At 65.7% G+C, this 21,971-nt stretch carries 22 protein-coding genes and 1 pseudogene; 5 read left to right on the top strand and 18 right to left on the bottom strand.

Annotated features, from left to right (window positions below; translation table 11 throughout):
- Positions 1-30: 30 nt before the first annotated feature.
- Positions 31-1,344, top strand: coding sequence for a hypothetical protein (locus ACMGGG_RS10475; RefSeq protein ID WP_414155424.1), 1,314 nt, complete (start codon positions 31-33; stop codon positions 1,342-1,344).
- Between the two features lie 55 nt (positions 1,345-1,399).
- Here the strand turns inward: ACMGGG_RS10475 and ACMGGG_RS10470 are convergent, their stop codons facing one another.
- From ACMGGG_RS10470 to ACMGGG_RS10455, 4 genes are read right to left on the bottom strand one after another with little or no spacing between them, the layout of a single operon-like run.
- Positions 1,400-2,740, bottom strand: a complete 1,341-nt coding sequence (locus ACMGGG_RS10470) for an NAD(P)/FAD-dependent oxidoreductase (protein ID WP_414155423.1) — start codon at positions 2,738-2,740, stop codon at positions 1,400-1,402.
- Complete coding sequence (locus ACMGGG_RS10465) at positions 2,694-3,371, bottom strand: S8 family serine peptidase (protein ID WP_414155422.1); 678 nt, start codon at positions 3,369-3,371, stop codon at positions 2,694-2,696. The genes ACMGGG_RS10470 and ACMGGG_RS10465 overlap by 47 nt, the downstream gene beginning before the upstream one ends.
- Complete coding sequence (locus tag ACMGGG_RS10460) at positions 3,361-5,094, bottom strand: ABC transporter ATP-binding protein (RefSeq protein ID WP_414155421.1); 1,734 nt, start codon at positions 5,092-5,094, stop codon at positions 3,361-3,363. Before ACMGGG_RS10460 ends, ACMGGG_RS10465 begins: the two co-directional genes overlap by 11 nt.
- Positions 5,095-5,097: 3 nt before the next feature.
- Entirely contained in the window at positions 5,098-7,008 is a 1,911-nt protein-coding gene (locus ACMGGG_RS10455) for a sigma-54-dependent Fis family transcriptional regulator (protein WP_414155420.1), read from the bottom strand.
- 284 nt (positions 7,009-7,292) lie between these two features.
- On the opposite strand from ACMGGG_RS10455, the gene alkB reads away from it, so the two are divergent.
- Complete coding sequence (gene alkB, locus ACMGGG_RS10450) at positions 7,293-7,937, top strand: DNA oxidative demethylase AlkB (protein ID WP_054891331.1); 645 nt, start codon at positions 7,293-7,295, stop codon at positions 7,935-7,937.
- A 44-nt stretch (positions 7,938-7,981) separates the two neighbouring features.
- Here the strand turns inward: alkB and ACMGGG_RS10445 are convergent, their stop codons facing one another.
- Together ACMGGG_RS10445 and ACMGGG_RS10440 are read right to left on the bottom strand one after the other, a co-directional pair.
- Positions 7,982-8,917 (bottom strand): peptidylprolyl isomerase, encoded by a 936-nt coding sequence (locus ACMGGG_RS10445; RefSeq protein WP_414155419.1) that lies wholly within the window; start codon positions 8,915-8,917, stop codon positions 7,982-7,984.
- Positions 8,914-9,384 carry a YbjN domain-containing protein gene (locus ACMGGG_RS10440; RefSeq protein WP_065862836.1) on the bottom strand — a complete coding sequence of 157 codons (471 nt, stop codon included), beginning with the start codon at positions 9,382-9,384 and terminating at the stop codon, positions 8,914-8,916. The genes ACMGGG_RS10445 and ACMGGG_RS10440 overlap by 4 nt, the downstream gene beginning before the upstream one ends.
- Before the next feature lie 294 nt (positions 9,385-9,678).
- On the opposite strand from ACMGGG_RS10440, the gene ACMGGG_RS10435 reads away from it, so the two are divergent.
- Together ACMGGG_RS10435 and ACMGGG_RS10430 are read left to right on the top strand one after the other, a co-directional pair.
- Positions 9,679-10,686: an aldo/keto reductase gene (locus ACMGGG_RS10435; RefSeq protein WP_054891328.1), complete on the top strand. Its 1,008-nt coding sequence runs from the start codon at positions 9,679-9,681 to the stop codon at positions 10,684-10,686.
- A 236-nt stretch (positions 10,687-10,922) separates the two neighbouring features.
- On the top strand, positions 10,923-12,029 hold the full coding sequence (locus ACMGGG_RS10430; RefSeq protein ID WP_112898186.1) for an alkene reductase: 1,107 nt from the start codon (positions 10,923-10,925) through the stop codon (positions 12,027-12,029).
- 78 nt (positions 12,030-12,107) lie between these two features.
- On the opposite strand, the gene ACMGGG_RS10425 is transcribed toward ACMGGG_RS10430, so the two are convergent.
- From ACMGGG_RS10425 to ACMGGG_RS10415, 3 genes and pseudogenes are all read right to left on the bottom strand, one after another.
- Positions 12,108-12,386 (bottom strand): DUF6555 family protein, encoded by a 279-nt coding sequence (locus ACMGGG_RS10425; protein WP_054891326.1) that lies wholly within the window; start codon positions 12,384-12,386, stop codon positions 12,108-12,110.
- A 128-nt stretch (positions 12,387-12,514) separates the two neighbouring features.
- Positions 12,515-12,670 (bottom strand): annotated as a pseudogene (locus ACMGGG_RS10420) (general stress protein); the annotation flags it as partial.
- A 229-nt stretch (positions 12,671-12,899) separates the two neighbouring features.
- A complete protein-coding gene (locus ACMGGG_RS10415) occupies positions 12,900-13,451 on the bottom strand; it encodes an ATP-dependent Clp protease proteolytic subunit (protein ID WP_054891324.1) in 552 nt (183 codons plus the stop codon).
- A gap of 250 nt (positions 13,452-13,701) precedes the next feature.
- Here ACMGGG_RS10415 and ACMGGG_RS10410 point away from each other — a divergent pair, with 250 nt between their 5' ends.
- On the top strand, positions 13,702-14,613 hold the full coding sequence (locus ACMGGG_RS10410; protein WP_054891430.1) for a LysR substrate-binding domain-containing protein: 912 nt from the start codon (positions 13,702-13,704) through the stop codon (positions 14,611-14,613).
- Positions 14,614-14,635: 22 nt separating this feature from the next.
- Here the strand turns inward: ACMGGG_RS10410 and madM are convergent, their stop codons facing one another.
- Genes madM through mdcA form a run of 9 tightly spaced genes read right to left on the bottom strand, consistent with a single transcriptional unit; the run spans position 14,636 to position 21,854 of the window.
- Positions 14,636-15,400: a malonate transporter subunit MadM gene (gene madM, locus ACMGGG_RS10405; protein WP_063544830.1), complete on the bottom strand. Its 765-nt coding sequence runs from the start codon at positions 15,398-15,400 to the stop codon at positions 14,636-14,638.
- 1 nt (position 15,401) lies between these two features.
- Positions 15,402-15,824 (bottom strand): malonate transporter subunit MadL, encoded by a 423-nt coding sequence (gene madL, locus ACMGGG_RS10400; RefSeq protein WP_063544829.1) that lies wholly within the window; start codon positions 15,822-15,824, stop codon positions 15,402-15,404.
- Between the two features lie 60 nt (positions 15,825-15,884).
- Positions 15,885-16,805 (bottom strand): malonate decarboxylase subunit epsilon, encoded by a 921-nt coding sequence (mdcH, locus tag ACMGGG_RS10395; RefSeq protein WP_063544828.1) that lies wholly within the window; start codon positions 16,803-16,805, stop codon positions 15,885-15,887.
- Positions 16,802-17,416, bottom strand: a complete 615-nt coding sequence (locus ACMGGG_RS10390; protein ID WP_063544827.1) for a malonate decarboxylase holo-ACP synthase — start codon at positions 17,414-17,416, stop codon at positions 16,802-16,804. The genes mdcH and ACMGGG_RS10390 overlap by 4 nt, the downstream gene beginning before the upstream one ends.
- Before the next feature lies 1 nt (position 17,417).
- Entirely contained in the window at positions 17,418-18,209 is a 792-nt protein-coding gene (gene mdcE / locus ACMGGG_RS10385) for a biotin-independent malonate decarboxylase subunit gamma (protein ID WP_063544826.1), read from the bottom strand.
- Positions 18,209-19,054 (bottom strand): biotin-independent malonate decarboxylase subunit beta, encoded by an 846-nt coding sequence (locus ACMGGG_RS10380; RefSeq protein ID WP_063544825.1) that lies wholly within the window; start codon positions 19,052-19,054, stop codon positions 18,209-18,211. The genes mdcE and ACMGGG_RS10380 overlap by 1 nt, the downstream gene beginning before the upstream one ends.
- Positions 19,047-19,346, bottom strand: coding sequence for a malonate decarboxylase subunit delta (locus ACMGGG_RS10375; protein ID WP_054891317.1), 300 nt, complete (start codon positions 19,344-19,346; stop codon positions 19,047-19,049). Before ACMGGG_RS10375 ends, ACMGGG_RS10380 begins: the two co-directional genes overlap by 8 nt.
- Before the next feature lies 1 nt (position 19,347).
- On the bottom strand, positions 19,348-20,193 hold the full coding sequence (locus tag ACMGGG_RS10370) for a triphosphoribosyl-dephospho-CoA synthase (protein WP_063544824.1): 846 nt from the start codon (positions 20,191-20,193) through the stop codon (positions 19,348-19,350).
- A complete protein-coding gene (gene mdcA, locus ACMGGG_RS10365) occupies positions 20,193-21,854 on the bottom strand; it encodes a malonate decarboxylase subunit alpha (RefSeq protein WP_063544823.1) in 1,662 nt (553 codons plus the stop codon). The genes ACMGGG_RS10370 and mdcA overlap by 1 nt, the downstream gene beginning before the upstream one ends.
- Between the last annotated feature and the right edge of the window lie 117 nt (positions 21,855-21,971).

The raw sequence follows: 21,971 nt of genomic DNA, 5'->3' as shown, positions 1-21,971 counted from the left end.
TGAAAACAACAAGAAAACATGGAGCACACCATGAGGCATCCGCTCGTCTGCACGCTGGCCCTTCTGCTGGCCACTCCCCTCACCCAGGCCCAGGAGCTCTACAACCAGGATGGCACTGTCCTCAACGCCAACCTCGAGGCCTTGTTCGGCATCTTTCACAGTGACGAAAGCTTCAATCAGGCCGGTAACCGCTCGCCTGGCAGCAACAACTGGCGCGAGGGCTACGTCAAATATGGCCTGAGCGCGAGCCAGACCTTGGCCGACACCGGCTCACTGTACGGCGCCTTCAGCCTGCTCAGCTCCGCCACCTGGGGTGACGGCGATGCCGCGGGCCTGACCCTGGGGGACGAACGCCGCACGGCCGTCGAGGATGCCTACCTGGGCTGGCGCTCGGGCACGCTGTTCCCGCTGCTAGGTGAAGACGGCATCGATATTTCCGGCGGCCGCCAGGTGGTCACTTTGGGGGACGGCTTCCTGATCCAGGGCGATCCCGTCAACCTTGGCAAGGTCGACCTGGGTGCCAATTTCAATCGCGGCGGCGCCTACTACCTGGCGGCGCGCAAGGCCTTCGACCGCACCGCCGTGCTGCGCCTGGGCAGCAGCCAGGGCTGGCGTGGCGACCTGATGTGGCTCAAGTCCGATAACCACTATCAAGCCGACAGTTCCATGGCTGTCGCCAACCTGGAGCACGTCGGCGACGCGGGTACCGTTGGCCTGAGCTGGATTCACGGTCTGGATGTGGACCGTCGCTATGCCCAGATCATGGGCCTGGAGCACCGCGATGGCATGGACACCGTCAGTCTGCGCGGGCGCGGCAGCCTTGGCGTCCAGGACCTGGAAGTCGCGGGCGAATATGTCACCCAGGACCAACGAGGCACCCGTGAGAACGCCTGGTACCTGGAAGGCAGCTGGACCTTCTCGCAGCTGCCATGGACACCCACCGCCACCTATCGCTACAGCCGCTTCTCCAAGGACTTCGACCCATTGTTCTACGGGCTCAGCCGGGGTTACGGGACCTGGTTCCAGGGTGAGGTCGCCGCCAATTATGCCGGCCCGTTCAATACCAACACCCAGGTCCATCATGTGGGCTTGAAGGCCAAGCCGCGCGACAACCTGACCCTTGGCGCGCTGTACTTCGATTTCGACACGCTGGACGCCGACCAGGGCAATGTCGGCGGGCGGGAACTGGACCTGTATGTGGAATGGATGGTCAACGATCACCTGCTGGTCAGCCCGGTGCTGGGCTTCTACAAGCCTGAGCGCAGTGCCGACAATGGCGGCATGCAGCTGGGTAGTCGGGATACCGGGACCTATCTGCAACTGGTGATCGGGACTTTCTTCTGAGCCTTCGCCAGGCGTCGTGCAGGCGCTTGGTTACTCGCAAAAGCATACCCGGCCCTCAGCGATAACCCTGCTCCAGCAACCAGCGCCGCACCATGGCTTGTGCCTGTTCTGGCTTGTCTGCCAGCGCCTCGAGCAGACCCGAACCCGCCTGCAGGGCCCGTACAACCGGCGCCAGTTCGATGCCCTGCAGGTGCCATACCCCCAGCGGCTGGTCGGCCGTCACCACCACCTCGGCCTCGTCCACCCAGCCTTCGCGCAACACTGGCCTGCGTTCAACTCGAACCGCCTGCCAGTTTGCGGCCTGGTGCATGGCCTGGTCATCAGGCCATCTCTGGCGCGGTACCCAGAACCCCGCGTCGGTATGTCTTTGTTCCAGTCGATAGAAATCCCGCCCTGTGCGGGCAAAACGCAGGAACAACTGCTCGACCCGTTGCTGGTGGAAGCGTCGCGCCAACGCCGACCGCTCCGGTCGCCTCAACAAGGTGTTGATCACCACCGGCGCCTGCAAGGCCGACGACAGTGACTGGAAGATCCCGTTGCCCGACAGAGGATCGACGGCCATTGCCGCATCCCCCACCCGCAGCCAGTCCGCGCCGGCACACGCGCCTGCAAGAATCGCCGTGCTGCTGCGTGCATGCACCTGAGCGGGCTCCAACGCTTGGGTATCGAACAACTGTGCGACCCCTGCCGACTGCCGCCGCCGGGCCGCGCAATACTCCCCCAGTGCCGCCCTGCCCGGCAGCGAGGCCGCGCTGGCATCGAGGGTGATCTGCCAGTAGCAACGCCCGTCTGCCAGGCGCGCCATCCATGCCCAGCCATCATCGAGGCTTTCCACTGCAGAGACCGGCGCGCCGCGTGCTGTCGATTGCCAGAGGTTGAGCAGGCTGACGGTTTCCGGACCGCGCAGGCGGCTGGCAGGCAGGGGCGCCTGGCGACCACGGGCTTCGACCAGAAAATCGCCGTGCAGCACCTGGCCGTCGTCGAGCTGCGCCTGGTATCGCCCGTTCTGCGTCAGCTCGCGGACACGCCCGTGAATGACATTCACCCCGGCGCACAGCAGATCCTCGCGCAGCGCTCGATCGAAGCGCGCACGATCGAGCAGGAATTCCTGATTCATCTGCATCCGTTCGCCGTTCCATTGCACCTGGCGCGCGGCGGCAACCGTCGCCACCCCCAACGCCAGGCCCAGCCCTGCGTGGCGCAGGCCGTCCAGCACCCGCTGCGATACCCCTTCGACGGCATCGAAACGGCGCCAGTCCGACACCAGCGTGACCGCATAGCCCATGCGCCGCAGGCCTATGGCGGTTGCGGCCCCGGCAGGGCCTGCACCAAGCACGAGGATCTGCGGGTCACGGCTCATCGACACCTCGACGCTCAGGCCCGACGAAAGCCGCATGCGCCTGCAGCCAGGCACGTAGCTGTGCAGGTTGCAGCTCGGGATGCTCGCGTAACAGTGCGCACATTCGCCCGGTCAAGGCCGCGCACGCCAGGCTGGCCCCTGCCTGGGCATTCCCCCCCACCGGCGCGCCGAAGTCGGCCTGCGCCGTGCCCAGCCATGACCACTGGCCTGCGCGGCAACGGGCGTCGCCCGTGATGCGCAGCACGTTCGGGTAGCTGGCCGGATACACCGCAGCGCCACGGGCTGGGCTGGCCGCGCACAACACGACGCCGGCAGCCTGGGCGGCGGCGCAGGCCTGGCGCAGCACAGGACGGTCCTGCTGCAGCCCCAGGCTCAGATTGACCAAAGTGGCGCCCTGCTCCACCAGCCACAGCAATGCTGCAGCCACCTGCAAGGCGCTGGTCCGTCCTTGGTCGCTGAACACCTGGGCTACCAGCACCGGTACATCACCGGCCCCCTCGCGCAGACACTCCAGGACCGCACGTCCGTGGCCAAGGGCATCAGGCTGCGCCTCGCCCTCCTGGAGCAATCCGTCTTGCAGCCAGAAGCGCCGCGCGGCCGCCACTGTCGACATTTGCGACAACGTGCAGCCGCTATCGATCACCCCCAAACGCAGTTCAGTGGCCATGATCGACACGTACCTGCTGCAGAATCCGCAGTTGGCCGTCCTGCAGCTGCAGATGCAGGTCTGCATCGGCCAGGGTCGACGGCCTGTGGCTGATGAGAATGCGCGTGCGCCCGGCAAACAGCTGGTCGATAGCGGCAATCACCTCGCGCTCGGTCGCCTCGTCCACGGCCGAAGTCGCTTCGTCCAGTACCAGGATCGCCGGATCCTGTAGCAAGGCGCGGGCGATGGCGATACGTTGTTTCTGCCCGCCGGACAGCTGCTGGCCGCGCTCGCCGAGGGCGCCATCGAGCCCCATCGGCAGGCTGTGCACCAGGCCCTCCAGGCGGGTCAGGCGCACCACCTGCTCCAGTGCGCTGCGGCTGGCGTCAGGTGTGCTGTAGGCGAGGTTCTGAGCCAGGGTGCCACGAAACAGTACGATGTCCTGGCTGACCACCGCGATGCGACGGCGCAGTGCAGCCAGGTCGAGTTGGCGCAGGTCGACACCGTCGAGCAGGATACGCCCACGATCCGGGTCGTAAAAACGCTGCAGCAGGTCAATCAGGGTCGACTTGCCCACCCCCGAGGCTCCGCTGATGGCCACCTTCAGCCCAGCCGCGACGATGATATCGACCTGATCGAGCACCGCTCCTTGGCGGCCATCATGGGCGAAGCCAACGCCTTCCAGGCGCAACTCACCCGGCCCGTCGGGCATCGGCGTGGGCACCTGTGGCTCGCTGACCGCCACCGGTTCGCGCTTGAGCTCCATGACCCGGCCCAGGCTCACCGCCATCCGCTGCACCGCGACATACAGGCCAAGCAAGCTCTGCACCGGCCCCACGGCCATGCCCAGGTAGGTCGAGAAGGCGATCAGGGCGCCCAGCTGCCAGGTGCCCTGGATTACCCACCAGCCGCCTACCAGAAAGGCACAGGCGCGGCACCACGAGGTCAGGGTGCCGGGCACGGCCTGGGTGAAGAATTCGGTGATCTGTACCTTGAGCAGTTGCTTCATGTAGCCCTGCCCCAGCTGATCCAGGCGCCCCGCTTCACGCCCCTGTTGCCCGGCGGCCTGGATGAACTTCATCGCGGGCAGCGTCTCGACCAGGAACGACGACACGTCTGCCGAACGCTCACGCAGGCTGCGCACTTCGCGTTCGACCTTGCGCCGCATCCAACGCAACCAGAGCACTTCGATCGGTACGAGCAAGGCCAGCAACAACGACAGTTGCCACGACAACATCAGCATCAAGGCCACCGCGCCAAGCAGGCCGATGACGCTGGAGACGGCAGCGAACAGCGAATCCACGGCAAAGCGCTGGATCTCGGCCACATCACCGTCCAGGCGCGAAAGGATATCGCCCGTACGGCGTCGCCCATAGAACGTCGGCGACAGTTGCTGCAAGTGTCGATAGAGGTCGTCGCGTAAGGCGAACAGGATGCGCCCCGACAAGCGCGTATGCAGGTAGCGGTTGACCCCCGACAGCACGGTACCCAGCACCCCGGCACCGATCATCAACGCCGCCATGTGCCAGAGCGTCTGGTAATCGCGTGCCAGCAGGCCCTCGTCGATCAAGGTCTTGACCAGCCAGGGCTGGGCCAGGGCCAGCAGCGAAGCGACCAGCGACAACCCCAGCAACACGGCGATGGCCCGGCGCTGGGGCCGCACGAAACCGTACAGCCAGGCCAGGGCCTGGCGCATGAGCACGGGGTCGCCAGACTCGATCAGGCGCGAGAACACTCCGCCCATGGTCTATCCGCGCAACTGCTTGAGCTTGCGGTACAGCGTCGCGCGACTGATGCCCAGCGCCTCGGCGGCGGCCGATACATTGCCCTGGTGGCGCGCCAAGGCGCCACGGATCAATTCCAGTTCATTCTCGCGCAGGCTACCGGCAGCAGGCGTGCCACTGGACAACTCGTCGAGCAGGCAATCGGTCAGGTGATCGAGTCCGAGCACCTGCTCACCCGCCTCGCGCATGGCCAGTGCGGTGCGCAATACCATCTCCAGTTGGCGGATATTGCCCGGCCAGTCGAAGCCTTCAAGCAGGGAGGTCAATGCCGGATCCAGGGTGACGCCGCGGGCGCCGAGCTTGTCCAGCACCCCTTCGATCAGGGCACCGAGGTCATCACGCTCGCGCAGGGCCGGCAGGCGCAGGGACACGCCGTTGACCCGGTAGTACAGGTCCTCGCGAAAGCGCTGTTCGGCTACCTGCCGCTTGAGATCACGGTGCGTGGCGCAGACGATCGCCACGTCGATGTCCTGCTCCACGCCGGCCCCCAGCGGTGCCACACGGCGCTCCTGCAGCACGCGCAGCAGCCGGGCCTGCAGGGCCAGTGGCATGTCGCCGATTTCGTCGAGAAACAAGGTACCGCCATGGGCCTGCATCAGCCGACCGACCATGCCGCCGCGGCGCGAGCCGGTAAACGCGCCGTCGCGGTAGCCGAACAGCTCGGACTCGATCAGCCCTTCGGGAATCGCTGCGCAGTTGACTGCAACGAACGGTTTGTCCGCGCGCGGGCTGGCTTGGTGCAGGGCACGCGCCACCACTTCCTTGCCTGTCCCGGTTTCGCCCAGCAGCAGCACCGGCAGCCCGTTGACCAGGCCCTGGCGAGCCATGCGCAAACCCCTCGCCAGACGGCTGTCGCCACCGCCCAGTGCATCGAGCGCCGACCACTTGACCGCCGCAACAGGCTTTGTCGCGACGGTCGCGCCCAGGTTGCCATGGCGCGGCAGTTGCAGCACCCGAACGAAGAATTCACCTTTGGCGGTCTGCACACTGCTCATCCCGCCCTGCAACAGGCGGTTGAGAAAGGCCGGCGAACGCTCGCCGAGCAAGTCGCTGCAACGTCGGCCGATCAAGCCAGGGCGTGGTAGCCCGAGCAACTGGCAGGCATTTTCGTTGGCTGCCATCACCTCACCATCAAGGCTCAGGGCCAGTAGCCCATGCCAGGCACTGCCCAGGTACTGCGGACGACTGTGGAACGCCAACACCAACTGCTCGGGGTGGTACAGGCCGAACAGCCGACCCTCGATGTTGCCGGCGGCAAGCATCAGGGTCGAAAGGCTGTCCTGCGGCTGGCTCATCACCCCTTCGCGGGTGATGTCGAGCACGCCGATCACTTCGCCGCGTGGATCGCGCAGGGGCACGGAGGTGCAGGAGAACGGGCTGAGGCGATCGAGGTAGTGTTCACCGCAGTTGATCAGGGTGGGCCGCCCTTCGACCACGGCGGTGCCGATGGCATTGGTGCCGCGCAGCGCCTCGCTCCAGCAACTGCCGGGGTGCAGGTCGCGCAGGCCATTGCGATTGAGCACATGGGTCTGCCCTTCGATGGCCAGCACATTGGCCTGGGCATCGCCGAGAATGATGATTCCGCCCTTGCCCTGGCGCTCGACCAGGTAGTCGAGTTCGGGGGTGACGGCGTCGATCAGCGTGCGGTTGAGCTCGAGCAGGGTCTGCAGGTTCTGGCCGTGCTCGACGCCAAGGCCGACCTGTTCGCCTTGCAGGCAGTCCAGGCCATGGCCGTGGCTGCGCCGCCATGAGGCATCGATCTCTTCGCGCAGCATGCCGGAAGGCAGCTCGCCCTCGTTGGCCAGGTGCAGGCGGACCTGGCGGGATTGCTGCATCGGGTCGTGGGCGTCTGTTATGGGTGATTGTCGCGCCATCGTTTACTCCAGCTGTACCCCGGAACTCTGCGCAGTGTGCGTCAGCCTGACGCATACGTAAAGCGGGCTGCGGCTGTGGGTGGCGCAGGCTGTGCCGGTGTCTGCGGGCGAGCCCGCTCGCACGACGAAAGCGCCCGGCCACCGCGTCTTTTCCGATCCGCGGGTGCACAGGGTCGCTTGCTGGGACCGACCAACCCTGCGCTCAGGGCGCCCGCCGATCACTTGCCATGGGCTGGACGAATCAACAGCGATACAATCCAGGCTTACCCACACCAGTGCCCGCCATGATCCAGTCAGACCTCGACCTCTTCGGTTCTCAGCCGCAATCGCTGGCCAGCCAGGTCATGCTGTTGCCAGGCTTTGCCCTGCCCGAGGTCGAAGCCCTGCTCGATGCCCTGCGCCCAGTGTTGCGCGCGGCACCCTTTCGACACATGCAGACGCCCGGCGGGCTGCACATGGCCGTCGCGCTGAGCAATTGCGGCAGCCTGGGCTGGGTCAGCGACGCGCGTGGCTACCGCTACAGCCCGCTGGATCCGCTGAGCGGCAAGCCCTGGCCGGCGCTGCCCGAGGTGCTGCTGACGCTGGCTGCGCGGGCCGCTTCCCAAGCCGGCTTCGAGGGGTTTGTGCCGGATGCGTGCCTGGTGAACCACTACCTGCCCGGTACACGCCTGAGCCTCCACCAGGATCGCAACGAGCAGGATTTCAGCCAGCCTATCGTGTCGATCTCGCTGGGGCTGCCCGCCGTCTTTCTGCTCGGCGGCATGCAACGCAGCGACCGGCCGCAGCATGTGCCGCTCAGTCATGGCGATGTCATGGTATGGGGTGGCGAGGATCGCCTGCGCTTCCATGGCGTGCTGCCGATCAAGCCGGGCAAGCATGAGCGGATGGGGGAACGACGGATCAACCTGACCCTGCGCAAGGCAGGCTGAGTGACCGTACCGAATGCAGATTCGGCACGATCACTCAACGAGCATCAGCGACTGGCCTCCAGCACCTGGTTCAATGCCGCCCCGTCGATACTCAAGGTCGCCGAATCGAACATGCCGTTGACGTAATTGCGCACCAGTTGCTCCTGGCGTTGTGCCCTGAGCAGTTGGGTCAGTTGCGGTGTCACCTCCTCCAGGGTTGCCGCCCGCGCCGGTTGCTGTTCGACCAACTTGATGATGTGCAGGCCCGCCGCCGTGCGCACCGGTTCACTCACTCCGTCGACCTTGAGCCGCGTCACCACCTCACGCACTTCAGGTAGCAACTGGTCGAGCGCCTGCAGCCCGCTGTCGCCGCCTTGGGCGGCAGTGCCGGTGTCCTGGGAGTGCTCGCGGGCGAGCGTGGCGAAATTGCCGTCGCGTGCCTGCTTGGCCAGGGCCTGGGCCTGCTTGACCACTGCCTCGTCGTCCTTGGGATTTTCGACCCGCAGGAAAATCTGGCTCAAGCGATAGCGTACCGGCAGGCGCAGTTCGTCCTTGTTGGCTTGGTACGCCTGCTCAAGCTCTGCCTGGTTCGGGTAATCGTCAGGCACTTGCGTGACCGAAGCGAGGTAGTCGCGCAATACGATCTGTTCGCTCACCGCACGGGTCTGCGCCTCGACATCTGGACGCTGTGGCCAGCCCTTGGCTTCGGCCTGGCGATACAGCGCCTTTTCTGCCAGGCGGGCGCGAATCCATGCCTCCAGTGCCGGACGATCGCCACGCAGGTGCTCGCGGGTCGACTCCGGTAACTGCGCCAGCAGCGTCTTCAGCTCGTCGCTGCCGACCCTCTGTTCGCCCAGGCTGGCCAACACCGGTCCTTTGACCTCGGTCGCCGCCGGGTGCGCTGCGGCGACCGGCTCCTCCCCCGGACGTAGAACAAGGGCGACAGCCACGGCAATGACGGCCAGCGCACCCGCGCCGGCCAAGAAGGTACGGGAAGTCACGAAGCAGTCGCCGCGCCAGCCACCTGTTCGGTCTGGTCGGCGACATTGCGGCTGTAGTCGCGCAGGTAGACGATGAACTCCTGCAACAGGCGATCCCACAGCACCAGGCTACCCAGCAGATGCTTCTCGCTGACGCCATCGGCCACCACCACGTCCTTTTCCATCACCAGGAACTCGCCCTGCACCGACAGCCGGGCGAAACGACGGCTGGCGTTCCAGCGCTCGGCCAGCCCGGCCGGCAGCTCGCCCTGGATGCGCAACGCGCAACTGAAGGTAAAGTCGAGGAACTCGCCCTCCTGGTCCTTGGCTCGATTGCCGAACCGTACTGCGTAACCCACGCCCTGGCTGGCGCTGAGCAGCTGCACGACGGCATTCTGCTCGCTACGATTGACCCGGCAGCCGGCATCCTGCAGCAGCTTGGTCAGGGAATCGGCGCTCACGGTTTCGATCAGGGTGACTTCGGTCATGTGTAGCCTTCCTTGTGGTGATGAAACAGCTCGGATTCATTCACACGCAGCAGGAAGACGGCTATAGCGGGGGCTGGCAAGACATAAGCGCTGGCGAATTCCCTGCCTCTGCGACCGTCCATCTGCAATCGCGCGTGTCGATATCAAGTAGTAGCACAAGGATTGCGCTCGGCCAGAAATTCTCTTTGCCCTGGCATCGGCACATCGCGGCGAACCCTATCCTCCGCCCTTTCAAAGCCCGGTGCTTGTGTGTAAAACGGTCCAACCATCTTCTTCGACGCAAGGACCTCCAGCATGCGCTACCGCCCTCTCGGCCGCTCCGGCCTGCAAGTCTCAGCCCTGACCCTGGGCAGCATGATGTTCGGCGAACAGACCGATACCGAGGCTTCGCTGCGCATCATCGACCGCGCCTGGGACCAGGGCATCAACTTCATCGACACCGCCGATGTCTACAACGCCGGGCGCTCCGAGGAGATCGTCGGCGAAGCGGTGGCACGCCATCGCCAGGACTGGATCGTTGCCTCCAAGGCCGGCTACGGTCCGGCAGACGGCCTGCCCAACCGCAGCGGGCTGTCACGCAAGCACCTGTTCAATGCGCTGGAGGCAACACTGACGCGCATGGACACCGACTACCTGGACATCTACTACCTGCACCGCGAAGACCACAAGGTACCGCTGGAGGAGACCGTGCGAGCCATCGGTGATCTGCTGCAGCAAGGCAAGATCCGCTATTGGGGCGTGTCCAACTTCCGCGGCTGGCGCATCGCCGAGATCTGCAACCTGGCCGAACGCCTCGGGGTGCCCAAGCCTGTGGTGAGCCAGCCGCTGTACAACATCGTCAACCGCCAGGCCGAGCCCGAGCAACTGACCGCCGCGGCCTACCACGGGCTGGGCGTGGTGCCCTTCAGTCCCCTGGCCCGAGGCGTGCTCAGCGGCAAGTATGCGCCAGGCTCGACCCCTGACGCCGGCAGCCGCGCCGGGCGTCAGGACAAGCGGATCATGGAGGTGGAGTGGCGTCAGGAGTCGCTGGCCATCGCCCAGAAGATCCACGCCTACACCGACGCCAAGGGCGTAGGTATCGTCGAATTCGCCATCGCCTGGGTGCTCAACAACCAGCTGGTCAGTTCGGCCATCGTCGGGCCGCGTACCGAAGCGCAGTGGGAAACCTACGCCGGCGCGCTGGAGGTCAACATTACCGCCGAGGACGAAGCCTTCATCGATTCGCTGGTAACACCGGGGCATGCCTCGACGCCGGGGTTCAACGACGTCGCACACTTTGTCAGCGGACGCTTGGCGCGCTGAAGTGCGCCGCCGTTCCTCCCGAACGAAATCGATGATCGCCCGTGACGCCGTCGACACTCGTCGGCGGCTCAGGTACTACAGATAGCCTCCCGGATAGGCGACTTCTGCTACTGGATACGCCGTAAATGCTCTATTGCAAGCCATTGGGGAGCGACAAGCGGGGATACCGGTCCCCCCTTTCCCCAATGGGACAGGTATGGTGCAGCCCATCGTATTTACTGCACCCAGAGGCTTCAATGACACTCGAGCACCTGTTCCGCCCCGTTCAAGTCGGCCCCCTCACCCTGCCAAACCGCGTCTTCATGGCGCCCCTGACACGCCTGCGCAGCCTGGAACCGGGCGATGTACCCACGCCGCTGATGGCTGAGTACTACAGCCAGCGTGCCAGTGCCGGGTTGATCATCAGCGAAGCGACACAGATTTCCTTCCAGGCCAAAGGCTATTCGGGATCACCCGGTATCCACACCGACGAGCAGATCGCCGGTTGGCGCCTGGTCAACGAACGCATCCATGCAGCAGGTGGCCACAGCGCGGTGCAGGTCTGGCACACCGGGCGCATTTCCCACACCTCGCTACAGCCCGGCCAGGCCGTGCCGGTCGCGCCCTCGGCATTGCCCGCTGATGCCCGCACCTCGCTGCGCGACGCACAGGGCAATGTCATTCGCGTCGAAACCTCCGCGCCGCGGGCCTTGAGCGAAGCCGAAATCGCCGACATCGTCGCTGACTTCGGCCAGGCCGCCCACAATGCGCAGCACGCAGGCTTCGACCTGATCGAACTGCACGCCGCCCATGGCTACCTGCTGCACCAGTTCCTCTCGCCCAGCGCCAACGTGCGTGAAGACCGCTACGGCGGCAGCGTCGAGAATCGCGCACGGATCGTGCTGGAAGCGGTGGACGCCGCCATCGCCGCCTGGAGCGCCGACCGCGTGGCGATCCGCATCTTCCCGCTGGGGCCGTTCAATGGGGTCGACAACGGTGAGGATCAGGAAGCCGCAGCGCTGTACCTGATCGAAGAACTGGCCAAGCGCAACCTGGCTTATCTGCATCTCTCGGAGCCGGATTGGGCCGGTGGCAAGCCGCTGCGTGACGAATTCCGCGAGGCGATTCGCGCCGTGTATCCGGGGGTGATCGTAGCGGCTGGCGGCTACACCCCGGAAAAAGCCGAGGCGCTGATTGCGCGTGGGCTGATCGATGCGGTGGCCTTCGGGCGCAGCTATATCGCCAACCCGGACCTGGTGGAACGCCTGCAGCAGCAAGCGCCTTTGAACGAGCACCGCGCACAGTTCGATTACGCCAATGGCGCCGAAGGCTACACGGACTACCCCGCGTTGCGCCGGGCTTGATACCGGAGCTATGCAGGCGCGGACTTGACCGCGCCTGCAGGCGATAGCTCTGTGAAAGCAGGTTCAGCTGCGAAGCCGTTATCCCGCTGCGTGATCGGGTTTGCGTTCGCCTTGAGCAGGTGCAGGCTTGCTCCCGGACAACCGCCAGCTCACCCCGGTCACCCCATAACGCTCGGCCATGGGTCGACTCACCTTCTTGATCTTCTCTCGTCCGAACTTCGGAATGATCCCGACCCCTGCATCACAACTGGCCCAATGCCAAGCCTCGGCATTGTCCATTCGCTCCGATCGAATGATGAAGCTGCGCGCCTCGTCGTGCAGCGTGTATTCGATGATGTACAACTGTGGGGCTGGCATCACGGGCCTCCTCTTCTCCATGGATGACTACTGATTGATCAGGGTTTTCCGTGAAGATTCAAAAGATTATCGAACCCGCTGAAAAACCCTGCCAAGGCTGCACCGTTTGCAGCTGAGCAGCCGCTTGCTCATTGACTGCGACCACCGCCGTGGCTGTTCTGGCCACCCCGGCGCCCGGCTTCGGAAGCACGAGCTCGATCATTGGCGAAGTTGCCCCCCGAATTCTTGCCGCCCTTCTGGCCTGCACGGGAAGCCCGCTCGCGGTCGTTGGCGAAGTTGCCAGGGTTGGTTTCCTTGGTGCCACCACGTTGGCTTGGGCGATCCTGATCGTGTGCCATGTCATTTCTCCTTTACGGGTCTGTGGCGTAAGGCACGAATACGCGCCCCACAAGAGTTCCGAACGGATGTGTGACGATCTGCTCCATCGCGTTGTCGGCGGACTGACCGGCGGCGCTAAAAGGCGGCGATAACGAACGATTGCGCACCAACCTTCTCGCCGTATAGCACTGGGCTTCAGGCATGCACGCTCCACTGCACCACATCGGCCGCGACGGGCAGTTCGTCGATCGCATGGATCATTCCGCTGGCCAGGGCCTCACGTGGCCCGAGGATGCGTGGATAGGCCATCAGGTAGCGCACCACATCCAGGTCCTCGGCCGAGCCTTGCGTACGTTCGGCGACGATCTCGGCATACAGACGCAGGTCGTAGTCCAGGCTCATGGCGTACTCGGCCATGCGCGAGTGGTCCACTGAGCCATGCAGGGTCCAGTGGAACGGGTGAAAGAGGAACTTGCTGTACTGGCAAGCCGTACGATGGCTGCCGGCAAGAAACAGGATATTGCCCATCGACTCGACGGTGCCGAGGTTATGGGTGTGCACCGGCACCGGCTGGCCAAGCAGGAAGTTGTACAGCGTGAAGCCATAGCTGCACTCGCCGCCCATGGTGGCGATGTTGATCTGCAACACCTCGGCGCCCTGCTGCACGGCACGTGAGCAGGTACTGATCAGGTTGCCACAGGTCGAGGAATTGATCGGGCCGGTGAAGTGAATGATATGTCGGGCCATGCATACCTCCAGGGTCGTCCATCGAAGACGATGGTTCAGTCGGTCGGGCTGGCGATACCGGACGCAGCGTGCAGCCGCTGCAGAAGGTCCGGCATTCGGTGGAATCGTCTGGCCCGGCAAAGTTCCCCCGCAACACCCAGCCCTGCGCCTGCCGGTGGACACCGACGGCGACGCGCCCCTGTGCAAGGCTGCCTGGGCCGCGCCGTGCTGTGGCATCATCGACGCTCCGACCGCCCGCGAGCGCCTGTGCATGCTGATCGACGAAGAACTGACCCTGAAGAAGCTCGAGACCTTTCTCGCCTTCATGCGCAGCGGCAACCTGGGCCGTGCCGCCAGCGAACTGTCGACCAGCGCGGTCAGCGTGCACCGGGCGATCCACTCGCTGGAAAACGCCCTGCGCTGCCCGCTGTTCAAGCACGAAGGCCGCCAGCTGATCCCGCTGGAAAGCGCCTATGTGCTAGAGAAAAAGGCCCGACAACTGTTGCAGGACGCCGAGCAGATGGTGCGCCAGACCCGCGAGGCCGCAGGTTTCTATGCCGAACGCTTTCGCCTCGGGGCGCTGTACTCGCTCACGGTCAAGACCGTGCCCAAGCTGGTCATGGGCCTGAAGCTGCGCCGCAGCGAGCTGAACATCGACCTCACGCTCGGCTCGAACGTCGACTTGCTGCACCGTCTCAAGAACCATGAACTGGACGCCATCCTGGTCTCGCTCGACGACAGCATCAACGATCCGGCCTGTGAACACCTGGCGCTGTTTTCCGACGATATCTTCCTGGCCGTGCCGACCGACTCGCCGTTCGCCGAGCAGGCCGAAGTCGACCTGGCGGACCTGGCCGACTCCACCTTCATCACCCTCACCCAGGGTTTCGCCACCCACCGTGACGGCGCGCGGGTGTTCGAGCAGGCCGGCTTCGAACCGAAAGTGGCGATGCAGGTCAACGATATCTTCACCCTGCTGAGCATGGTCAGTTCCGGGGTGGGCTATGCGCTGCTGCCGGGACGTATCGCCGCGGTGTACGAGAACCGCGTGCGCTTGATCGCGCTGCAACCGCGCTACCGGTTGCAGCAGCACATCGGTGCGGTGTTTCTCAAGGCCCGCGAGCGCGAGCCGAACCTGCTGGCGCTACTGGCTGAATGCCGGATGTACAGTCGCGAAGGGTGACAGCCCAGGCCGACTGTCCTCCTCATCCCACCAGGCCGCGTACACAGAAATACAGGATCGACGGCCCCATCAGGCACCCCAGCCCGGTATGGAAAGTGGCGGTCAGCGCACCATAAGGCACCAAGCGCCGATCCGTTGCAGCCAGCCCGGCCGTCACACCGGAAACGGTCCCGGCCAGGCCGCCGAACACCATCGCCGAGCGCGGGTTGTCCAGGGCCAGCATACGTGCCGACACTGGCGTGAACACCATCACCAGGATCGCCTTGATCAGGCCTGTTGCAATCGACAAGGCCATCACATCGGAGCTTGCCCCCAGCGCCGCCCCGGTCACCGGTCCGACGATATAGGTCACCGCGCCCGCGCCGATGGTGGTGATACTGACCGCATCGCGATAACCAAAGGCCCAGGCCACCGCCGCGCCGACGATGAACGGCAGCACAGTTCCCAGCAACAGCGCCACCGCGCCAATCATCCCGGCCTTGCGCGCTTCGGTGGCCTGCACTTCGAAGGCGGTGGCGACGATAGCGAAATCGCGCAGCATCGCTCCCCCCATCAGCCCGATCCCGGAAAACAGCGTCACGTCCGCCAGGCCTTTCTGGCCGCCGGTCAGGTTGCCGCCGATCCAGGCCAGCACCAGGCCGATGACGATGGCGACGGCCGAGCCGTGCACACGGCCGAAGGTGAGGTACTTGGAGAGCATCACCGATACCCACATCACCGCACCGACGACGGCGAAAGCGGTGATCAGGTCATTGTGTTCCAGGGCTTTCTCAATGAGTGGCCACATATCAACGACCTCCCGCAGGTGCAGGCTGCACCGAGGCTGGCGGTGTCGCATCGAGCGCCGGCAGCGGCTCGCCGCGGTGACTGCGGCTGATCAGCGCGATGGTCGCGCCGCACACCAGCACCGCACCGACCGCGGCCACCACGGCCACAGGCCCGCCGTGCAGGGCAGTGACCACATTCTGCTGGGCCGCCATGGCCACCACCACCGGGATGTACATCGCGCCCCAGAAACCGACACCGAACTCGCACTCTTTGCTCATGCCACCCTTGCGGTGCATGTACAGCCGCGCACAGATCAGCAGGATCATGGCGATGCCGACCCCGCCCACATTGGATTTGACGCCCAGCAGCACGCCCAGGAAGTCGCCGACGATAACGCCGGCCAGCGTGCACACCGCCAGCAGAGCCACACCATAGATGATCATTGTTGTTGTCCTCAGGTTGTATCGAAGTTGTTTGTTGTTGTCCTTCGAGCTACAGCGCGGTCATCGGTTGTCGGCCACCTCCTGACGCAACAGTGCATCGATGCTGTCGGCACGGGTGGACTCCACGCTCAGCACCTTTCCAGGCTCGAAGACTCGCCTGGCAAGACCCGTGAGTACGCTGCCCGGCGGCAATTCGAGGTGCAGGCGCACACCGCGCTCCCAGGCGCCGCGCAGGGTCGCGCGCCAGTCGACGATGCGGGCCATGTTGCCGGCCAGGTCGTCGCGCAGGCGTGCCGGATCGAAAATCGGTCGTGCCGTGCTGCCGCTGAGGTAGGTGATGCGTGGGCGACGCAATTCGACCTCGCAGAACGCTGCGGCCAGGGTAGCCGCAGGCGCCGCCAACAGAGGGCAATGCGACGGCACACTGACCGCCAGGCGCCGGGCCACGCCCTGCCCCAGGCTGCGCGCGCGCGCGGCGACCGCTGTCATCGCGGCATCGCTGCCGGCGATGACGATCTGGTTGTCGCTGTTGAGGTTGGCGAGGTACACCTCACCCCCGACCGCTTCCAGCAAACGCTCGACACTGGGCAGGTCCAGGCCGCTCAAGGCCGTCATGCCGTAGCCTGTCGGATAAGCCTGCTGCATCAGCCCGCCGCGCAGCGACACCAGGCGTACGGCGTCCTCCAGTGCCAGCGCATCGGCGGTGACCGCCGCGGCATAGGCACCGATCGACAACCCGGCCACATACTCCGGTGCCGGGCTGCGTCGCATCAGCCAGCGCGCCCATGCCACGCCGGTCAACAGCAGGCACAGCTGCACGGCGCGGGTATGGCGCAACGCCTCGGCGCTGTCGAGCGTGAGCACCTGCTCGCCCAGCGCCTCGCTGGCCGCTTCGAGCAGATCCGAACTGCCCTCCGGCAGGCAATGAAGCATCCCCACCTGCTGGGCGCCCTGCCCCGGGAACGCGAACAGGCTGCTCATGCCGCATCCTCCTGCAGTTGCCACGGATCACTCACCAGACGCACGCCAGCCGCCGACTTGAGCAGCACCCGACGCGCCCCGCTGGCCCATTCGCGCAAGGCAACCGCCCCCTCGGGCGTTTCCAGTTGCGCATCGACGCGACAGGCCGCGCCTTCCAACTGTTTCAGCAGTCGAGCGGCCTGCTCACGAGGTATCGACACAGGGGCACGCAGCAGCAGATCAAGATCGCTGCCAGCGTGCAGCACCTCGATTCCCGTCGCGAGCTGGAAACCCGTGCTGCCGGTAGGTCCCCACAGCCACTCGCGATCGTTCAACCAAGCGCTGACCTGCGATAACGCACGCAAGGCTGGCGACGACAACTCGCCCTCCCAGCGCAGCGCTTCGGGGCTGACCCAGCGCTCGATGTCCAGCAGGCGCATCTGCCAGGCAAAACGCTGCTCGCGCCCTCTCCCGCGTACCCCGACCGCCACCTGGTCCGGTGCCACCAGCGCCCGGCGCACTACCACCGGCTCGCCGGCTGCCAGCACCGAGTGCACCCAGGCAGGCGCATCGGCAGGCAGCATGGCCGGAGTCATGCCCCAGAGCAGGTCATGTGGGCGCGGGGCGTACATCTCAGGCCTCCTGCCATTGGCTGCGCAGGCGCTGACGCACCTCGCGGGAGGCGCTGCGATGCTCGCCGTTCAGGCGACTACGCAGGTCGGTGGTATCGCCAATGTCGCGCACGGCATCGATCAGGCAGGCACGGACCTGTACCAGATCCCGGGCGGTCGGCGCCTGCGCGTTATCCACGGCAAGACGCGTGTGCAGCAGCCCCAGTGAGGCGTAGCTTTTCAGGTCGTAGGCCATCGGTGGCACTTCGGCGGCCAAGGCTTCCAGGTCCTCGACACTGCGCAGGGTGATACGCGCCGCTGCCGCCTTGCCCATCGCATGCACCATGACGCCACTGTCATCCAGCGCGATCAGGCGCTGCGCCTGGTAGCCGTGGGCAAGAAACGCCCCGGACATCGCCTTGCCCACCAGCAGCCCGATCACCGGATGCCCGGCCAGGCGCGCCTGGGCATACGCTTCCACCGCACCGGCCAGGGCCTGGTGGATGCCCAGCGCTTCCTCACGCCGCCCGTAGGCCTGGCTGGGTACATCGATCAGCGCAACCAGCACGCGCTTCTCACTGTCGCGGTCGGCCTCCACCGCCTCGGCGACCGCCTTGGCCAGGCCCCAGCCTTCAAGCAGGCCAACCTCGCCGCTACGGGCGCGTACAAAGGGATTGCGCGCATCGGGCACCACGGCGATAAAGCGCGCCAGGCGATTGTCCAGCTCGCCATCGACCACCTGCACCGAGGCGGGGAAGCCTGGCAGCGACTCGCCGCTGGCAAGGCCCTGCAACCAGTTCTGGGCACGGTTCATCAGGCATCTCCTTGATACAGGGCACGCACGGCGGCGGCATCGAGTTGCGGGCAGTCATCACCCAGTTGCGCCAGGCGCTCAAGAAACCACTGATGGCGGCTGGCACGCTGCGCAGAAGGTGCGTCCAGCAACGCCAGCAACTGGCTGCGAACAGCCTCGACGTCATCGGCGACGTAGCCGTCCGCCAAGCCGCTGGCGTGGCGCTGCTCGCCACCGGTCAGGCTCCAGATGAAAGGCCGGTCACGCGAGTCGTACTCACCGATCCCCGCTTCCTGCTCGATCACCTGTGGGCCATTGAGGCCCAGGCGTGCTTCGCGGGTTACCAGCAGATGGCTGCACAGCCCGGCGGCAATGGACATGCCGCCGAAGCAGCCGACTGAACCCGCGATCACGCCAATGACCGGCCGGTAGGCACGCAGTTCGACGATCGCGGCCTGGATCTCGGCAATCGCCGCCAGGCCCAGGTTGGCCTCCTGCAGGCGCACGCCCCCGGTCTCCAGCAACAGCACGGCGCAGGTGGGGACACCGTTACGGTTGTCTTCGACGGCCAGTTCCAAGGCGCCGGCGATCTTCGCGCCCCCCACCTCGCCCATGCTGCCGCCCTGGAACCCGCCTTCGATGGCTGCGACCACGGCGGGACGGCCGTCGAGCGTGCCCTTGGCGATGACCACGCCGTCATCGGCCTGCGGCACGATGCCTTGGCGTGGCAGCCAGGGCGACATCAGGCGGTCGAAGGGGCCAAGCAGCTCGCGGAAACTGCCCGCATCGAGCAAGGCCCTGGCACGCTGGCGGGCCCCCAGTTCGACGAAACTGCGGCTGTGCAACAGGCGTTCGTTATCAGTCATGGCCGATCTCCTCGAAGCCTTGTTCCAGGCGCAGGCGCACTACGCCGGGCGTGGCGCCGAAATCATGGATGTCGATCTTCAGCGCAGGCAAGCTGCGGCCGTCGAACAGGCGCTGGAACAGCTGGCTCCAGCGTGCCTGGCTGCCGTTGACCGAGGTCACGACCTGGATATCGAGGCTGCCGGCCTGGCCGGGCTCGATCAGCACCTCCAGGTCGCCGGAGCTGACGCAGCCGACCAGGGCACGGCCACGGCCCGGTTGCGCAGCGGGGAATTGAAAGTTCAGGGTTTCCATGTCACAGGCTCCCGGCTTTGTCGAGGAACAGGCAGGCGGCCAGCAGATCGGCAGCACCGCCTGGAGAGGCATTGAGTTGCAGCAGGCGCGCATCCAGGGCGCGCAGTTGACGGCGACCCGCCAAACTCGCGCTGCCGCCTGCATCAAGCACCGCACGGGCCCCTTGCTGCAGGGCATCCAGGCCTTGCTGACCGGCACGCCAGAGCACGCAGGTGTCGCTCAGCGAAGCCATGATCGCCAGCAGCGCATCCAGGCGTGCATGGGTCTCGCTGGCGCCAGCGGCGCGGCTGCGCCAGAGTTGCGGCAGAGCGTGACCGGTGATCGCCGGAAAGCCTTGCTGGGCCTGCTCGCGCGCTCCACCTGCGCCATAGCGGCGGCGCACCTGGGTGCCGTGGCTGTCCTGTGCGGGGGCGGCCGGATCATCGATCAGCGCAAGGCGCCCGGCAAGGGCGGCAAGGGTATGCGGGTCGCTGCTCAGCGGGCTCAGCGCCCGCGCCGCAACCAGCAGTCCCAGCGCCCAGATAGCACCACGATGGGTATTCACTCCGGCTGTGGTGGCGAGCATTGTCGCCTCGCCTTCGCGCCCAAGGCGTCCCAGCTCGGCGCGCAGCGGCGCAGCGATCTCGCCATGGCGTTGCGCCGCTTCGGCCATCTGTCGCAGGCACGGCCACAGCGACAGCGCCGAGGCGTGCATCAAGGCCAGGTTCATGTCGCCATGGGCGCCGCTGCCGCGCCGGTCCACCAGCCCAGGCTTGGGCGAGAGGTCGGCCTCATCGATCAGGGCTTCGACGGCCAGGTCCGCCAATTGGTCGGGCAAGGCCAGGGGCTGTAGGCAAAGTGCTTTCATCACCAGCTCCTGAAGCGTGCGGGCGGGTTATACAGGCCACCGGACCACTCCACGAGGTCGGCGATACTGCGTGCGGCGAGCAACTCACGGGTGGCGTCGGTACGGCGGATGCCCAGGTCTTCGGGCAAGGCCACCAACCCTTCGCGGCGCAGGCGCTCGGTATCCTTGGGCTCATGGCGCAGGCCAATGGCGGTGACCCCGGCCACCGCCGCGATCATCTGCTGGCGTTCCTGCAGGCTGCGCGCCTTGTACAGGTAGGCGATGCCCTCTTCGGTGAGCAGGTGGGTGACGTCATCGCCGTAGATCATCACGGGTGCCAGCGGCATGCCGGCCTTCTTCGCCACCTCGACCGCATCCAGGGTTTCGACGAAGGTCGGTTTACCGCCCTCCTGGTAGGTCTCGACCATCTGCACCACCAGCTTGCGCCCGCGCTCGAGCAGGGTTTCGGGCACGGTCATGTCCAGCCAGGCCGGTGTCGCGTGGCGTCGCCCGCGTGGGTCGTGGCCCATGTTCGGTGCCCCGCCGAAACCGGCCAGGCGGCCACGGGTGACCGTCGAAGAATGCCCGTCGCCATCGACCTGCAAGGTGGCGCCGATGAACAGGTCCACCGCGTACTGCCCCGCCAGCTGGCACATCAGCCGGTTGGAGCGCATCGAACCGTCGCGCCCGGTGAAGAACACGTCCGGACGCTGGGCGATGTAGTCTTCCATGCCCAGCTCGGTGCCGAAGCAGTGCACGCTCTGTACCCAGCCGGTCTCGATGGCCGGAATCAGCGTCGGGTGAGGATTGAGGGTCCAGTTGCGGCAGATCTTGCCCTTGAGCCCCAGCGACTCGCCGTAGGTCGGCAGGATCAGCTCGATGGCGGCGGTATTGAAGCCGATGCCGTGATTGAGCGACTGCACCTGGTGTTTTTCATAGATGCCGCGGATCGCCATCATCGCCATCAGCACATGCACCGGCTTGATATGGCGCGGGTCGCGGGTGAACAACGGTTCGATGTAGAACGGCTGGTCGGCGACTACCACGAAGTCGATCCACGAGGCAGGAATGTCCACCCTGGGCAGATCGTCGACACGGTCAACCAACTGGTTGACCTGGGCGATGACGATGCCATCGCTGAATGCCGTGGGCTCGACCAGCGCCGGAGTGTCCTCGGTGCTCGGGCCGGTGTAGAGGTTGCCATCGCGGTCGGCAGTGAAGCCTGCGACCAGCGTGACGTTGGGGATCAGGTCCACCAGCAGGCGCGAGTAGAGCTCGATGTAGGTGTGGATGGCGCCGACTTCGAGCAGACCGTCTTCGAGCAACTGGCCGATGCGCTGGCTCTGGGGGCCGGCGAAGGAGAAGTCGAGCTTGCGCGCGATGCCGCGTTCGAACAGGTCCAGGTGCTCGGCGCGGCTGACGCTGGGCATGATCAGGTGCAGGTCGTGGAGACGGCCAGGGTCGGCCTTGGCCAGCGAGCGCGAAAGAAAGTCCGCCTGCTTCTGGTTGTTGCCTTCGAGCACCACTCGATCACCCGGGGCGATCAGCAGTTCGAGGGCCTCGACGATCCGCTCGGTGGGCAGTACCACGCCATCGGCGAGGTGACTCACCCGCTCGAGACGGCGCTGCTTTTCGGCGCGCCTTCTCGACCATTGCGGCGGTGGATTCTTCGTTGTGGTCATTGGTGACTCCACGGGTTCGCTGTCGTGGGGTCACCTTAGGCCTGGGGGGTGGGAGGCATCAATCAAGCACGGTGGTCGATCGTTACGGTGAGCGTAATGGTTCTACTATTCCTGATG

This window comes from Pseudomonas sp. BNK-44-b, from assembly GCF_047456245.1.
Classification (GTDB): Bacteria; Pseudomonadota; Gammaproteobacteria; order Pseudomonadales; family Pseudomonadaceae; genus Aquipseudomonas; species Aquipseudomonas machongensis.
The sequence above is the reverse complement of the archived record's forward strand: the minus strand, read 5'-3'. Positions and strand labels throughout refer to the sequence as shown.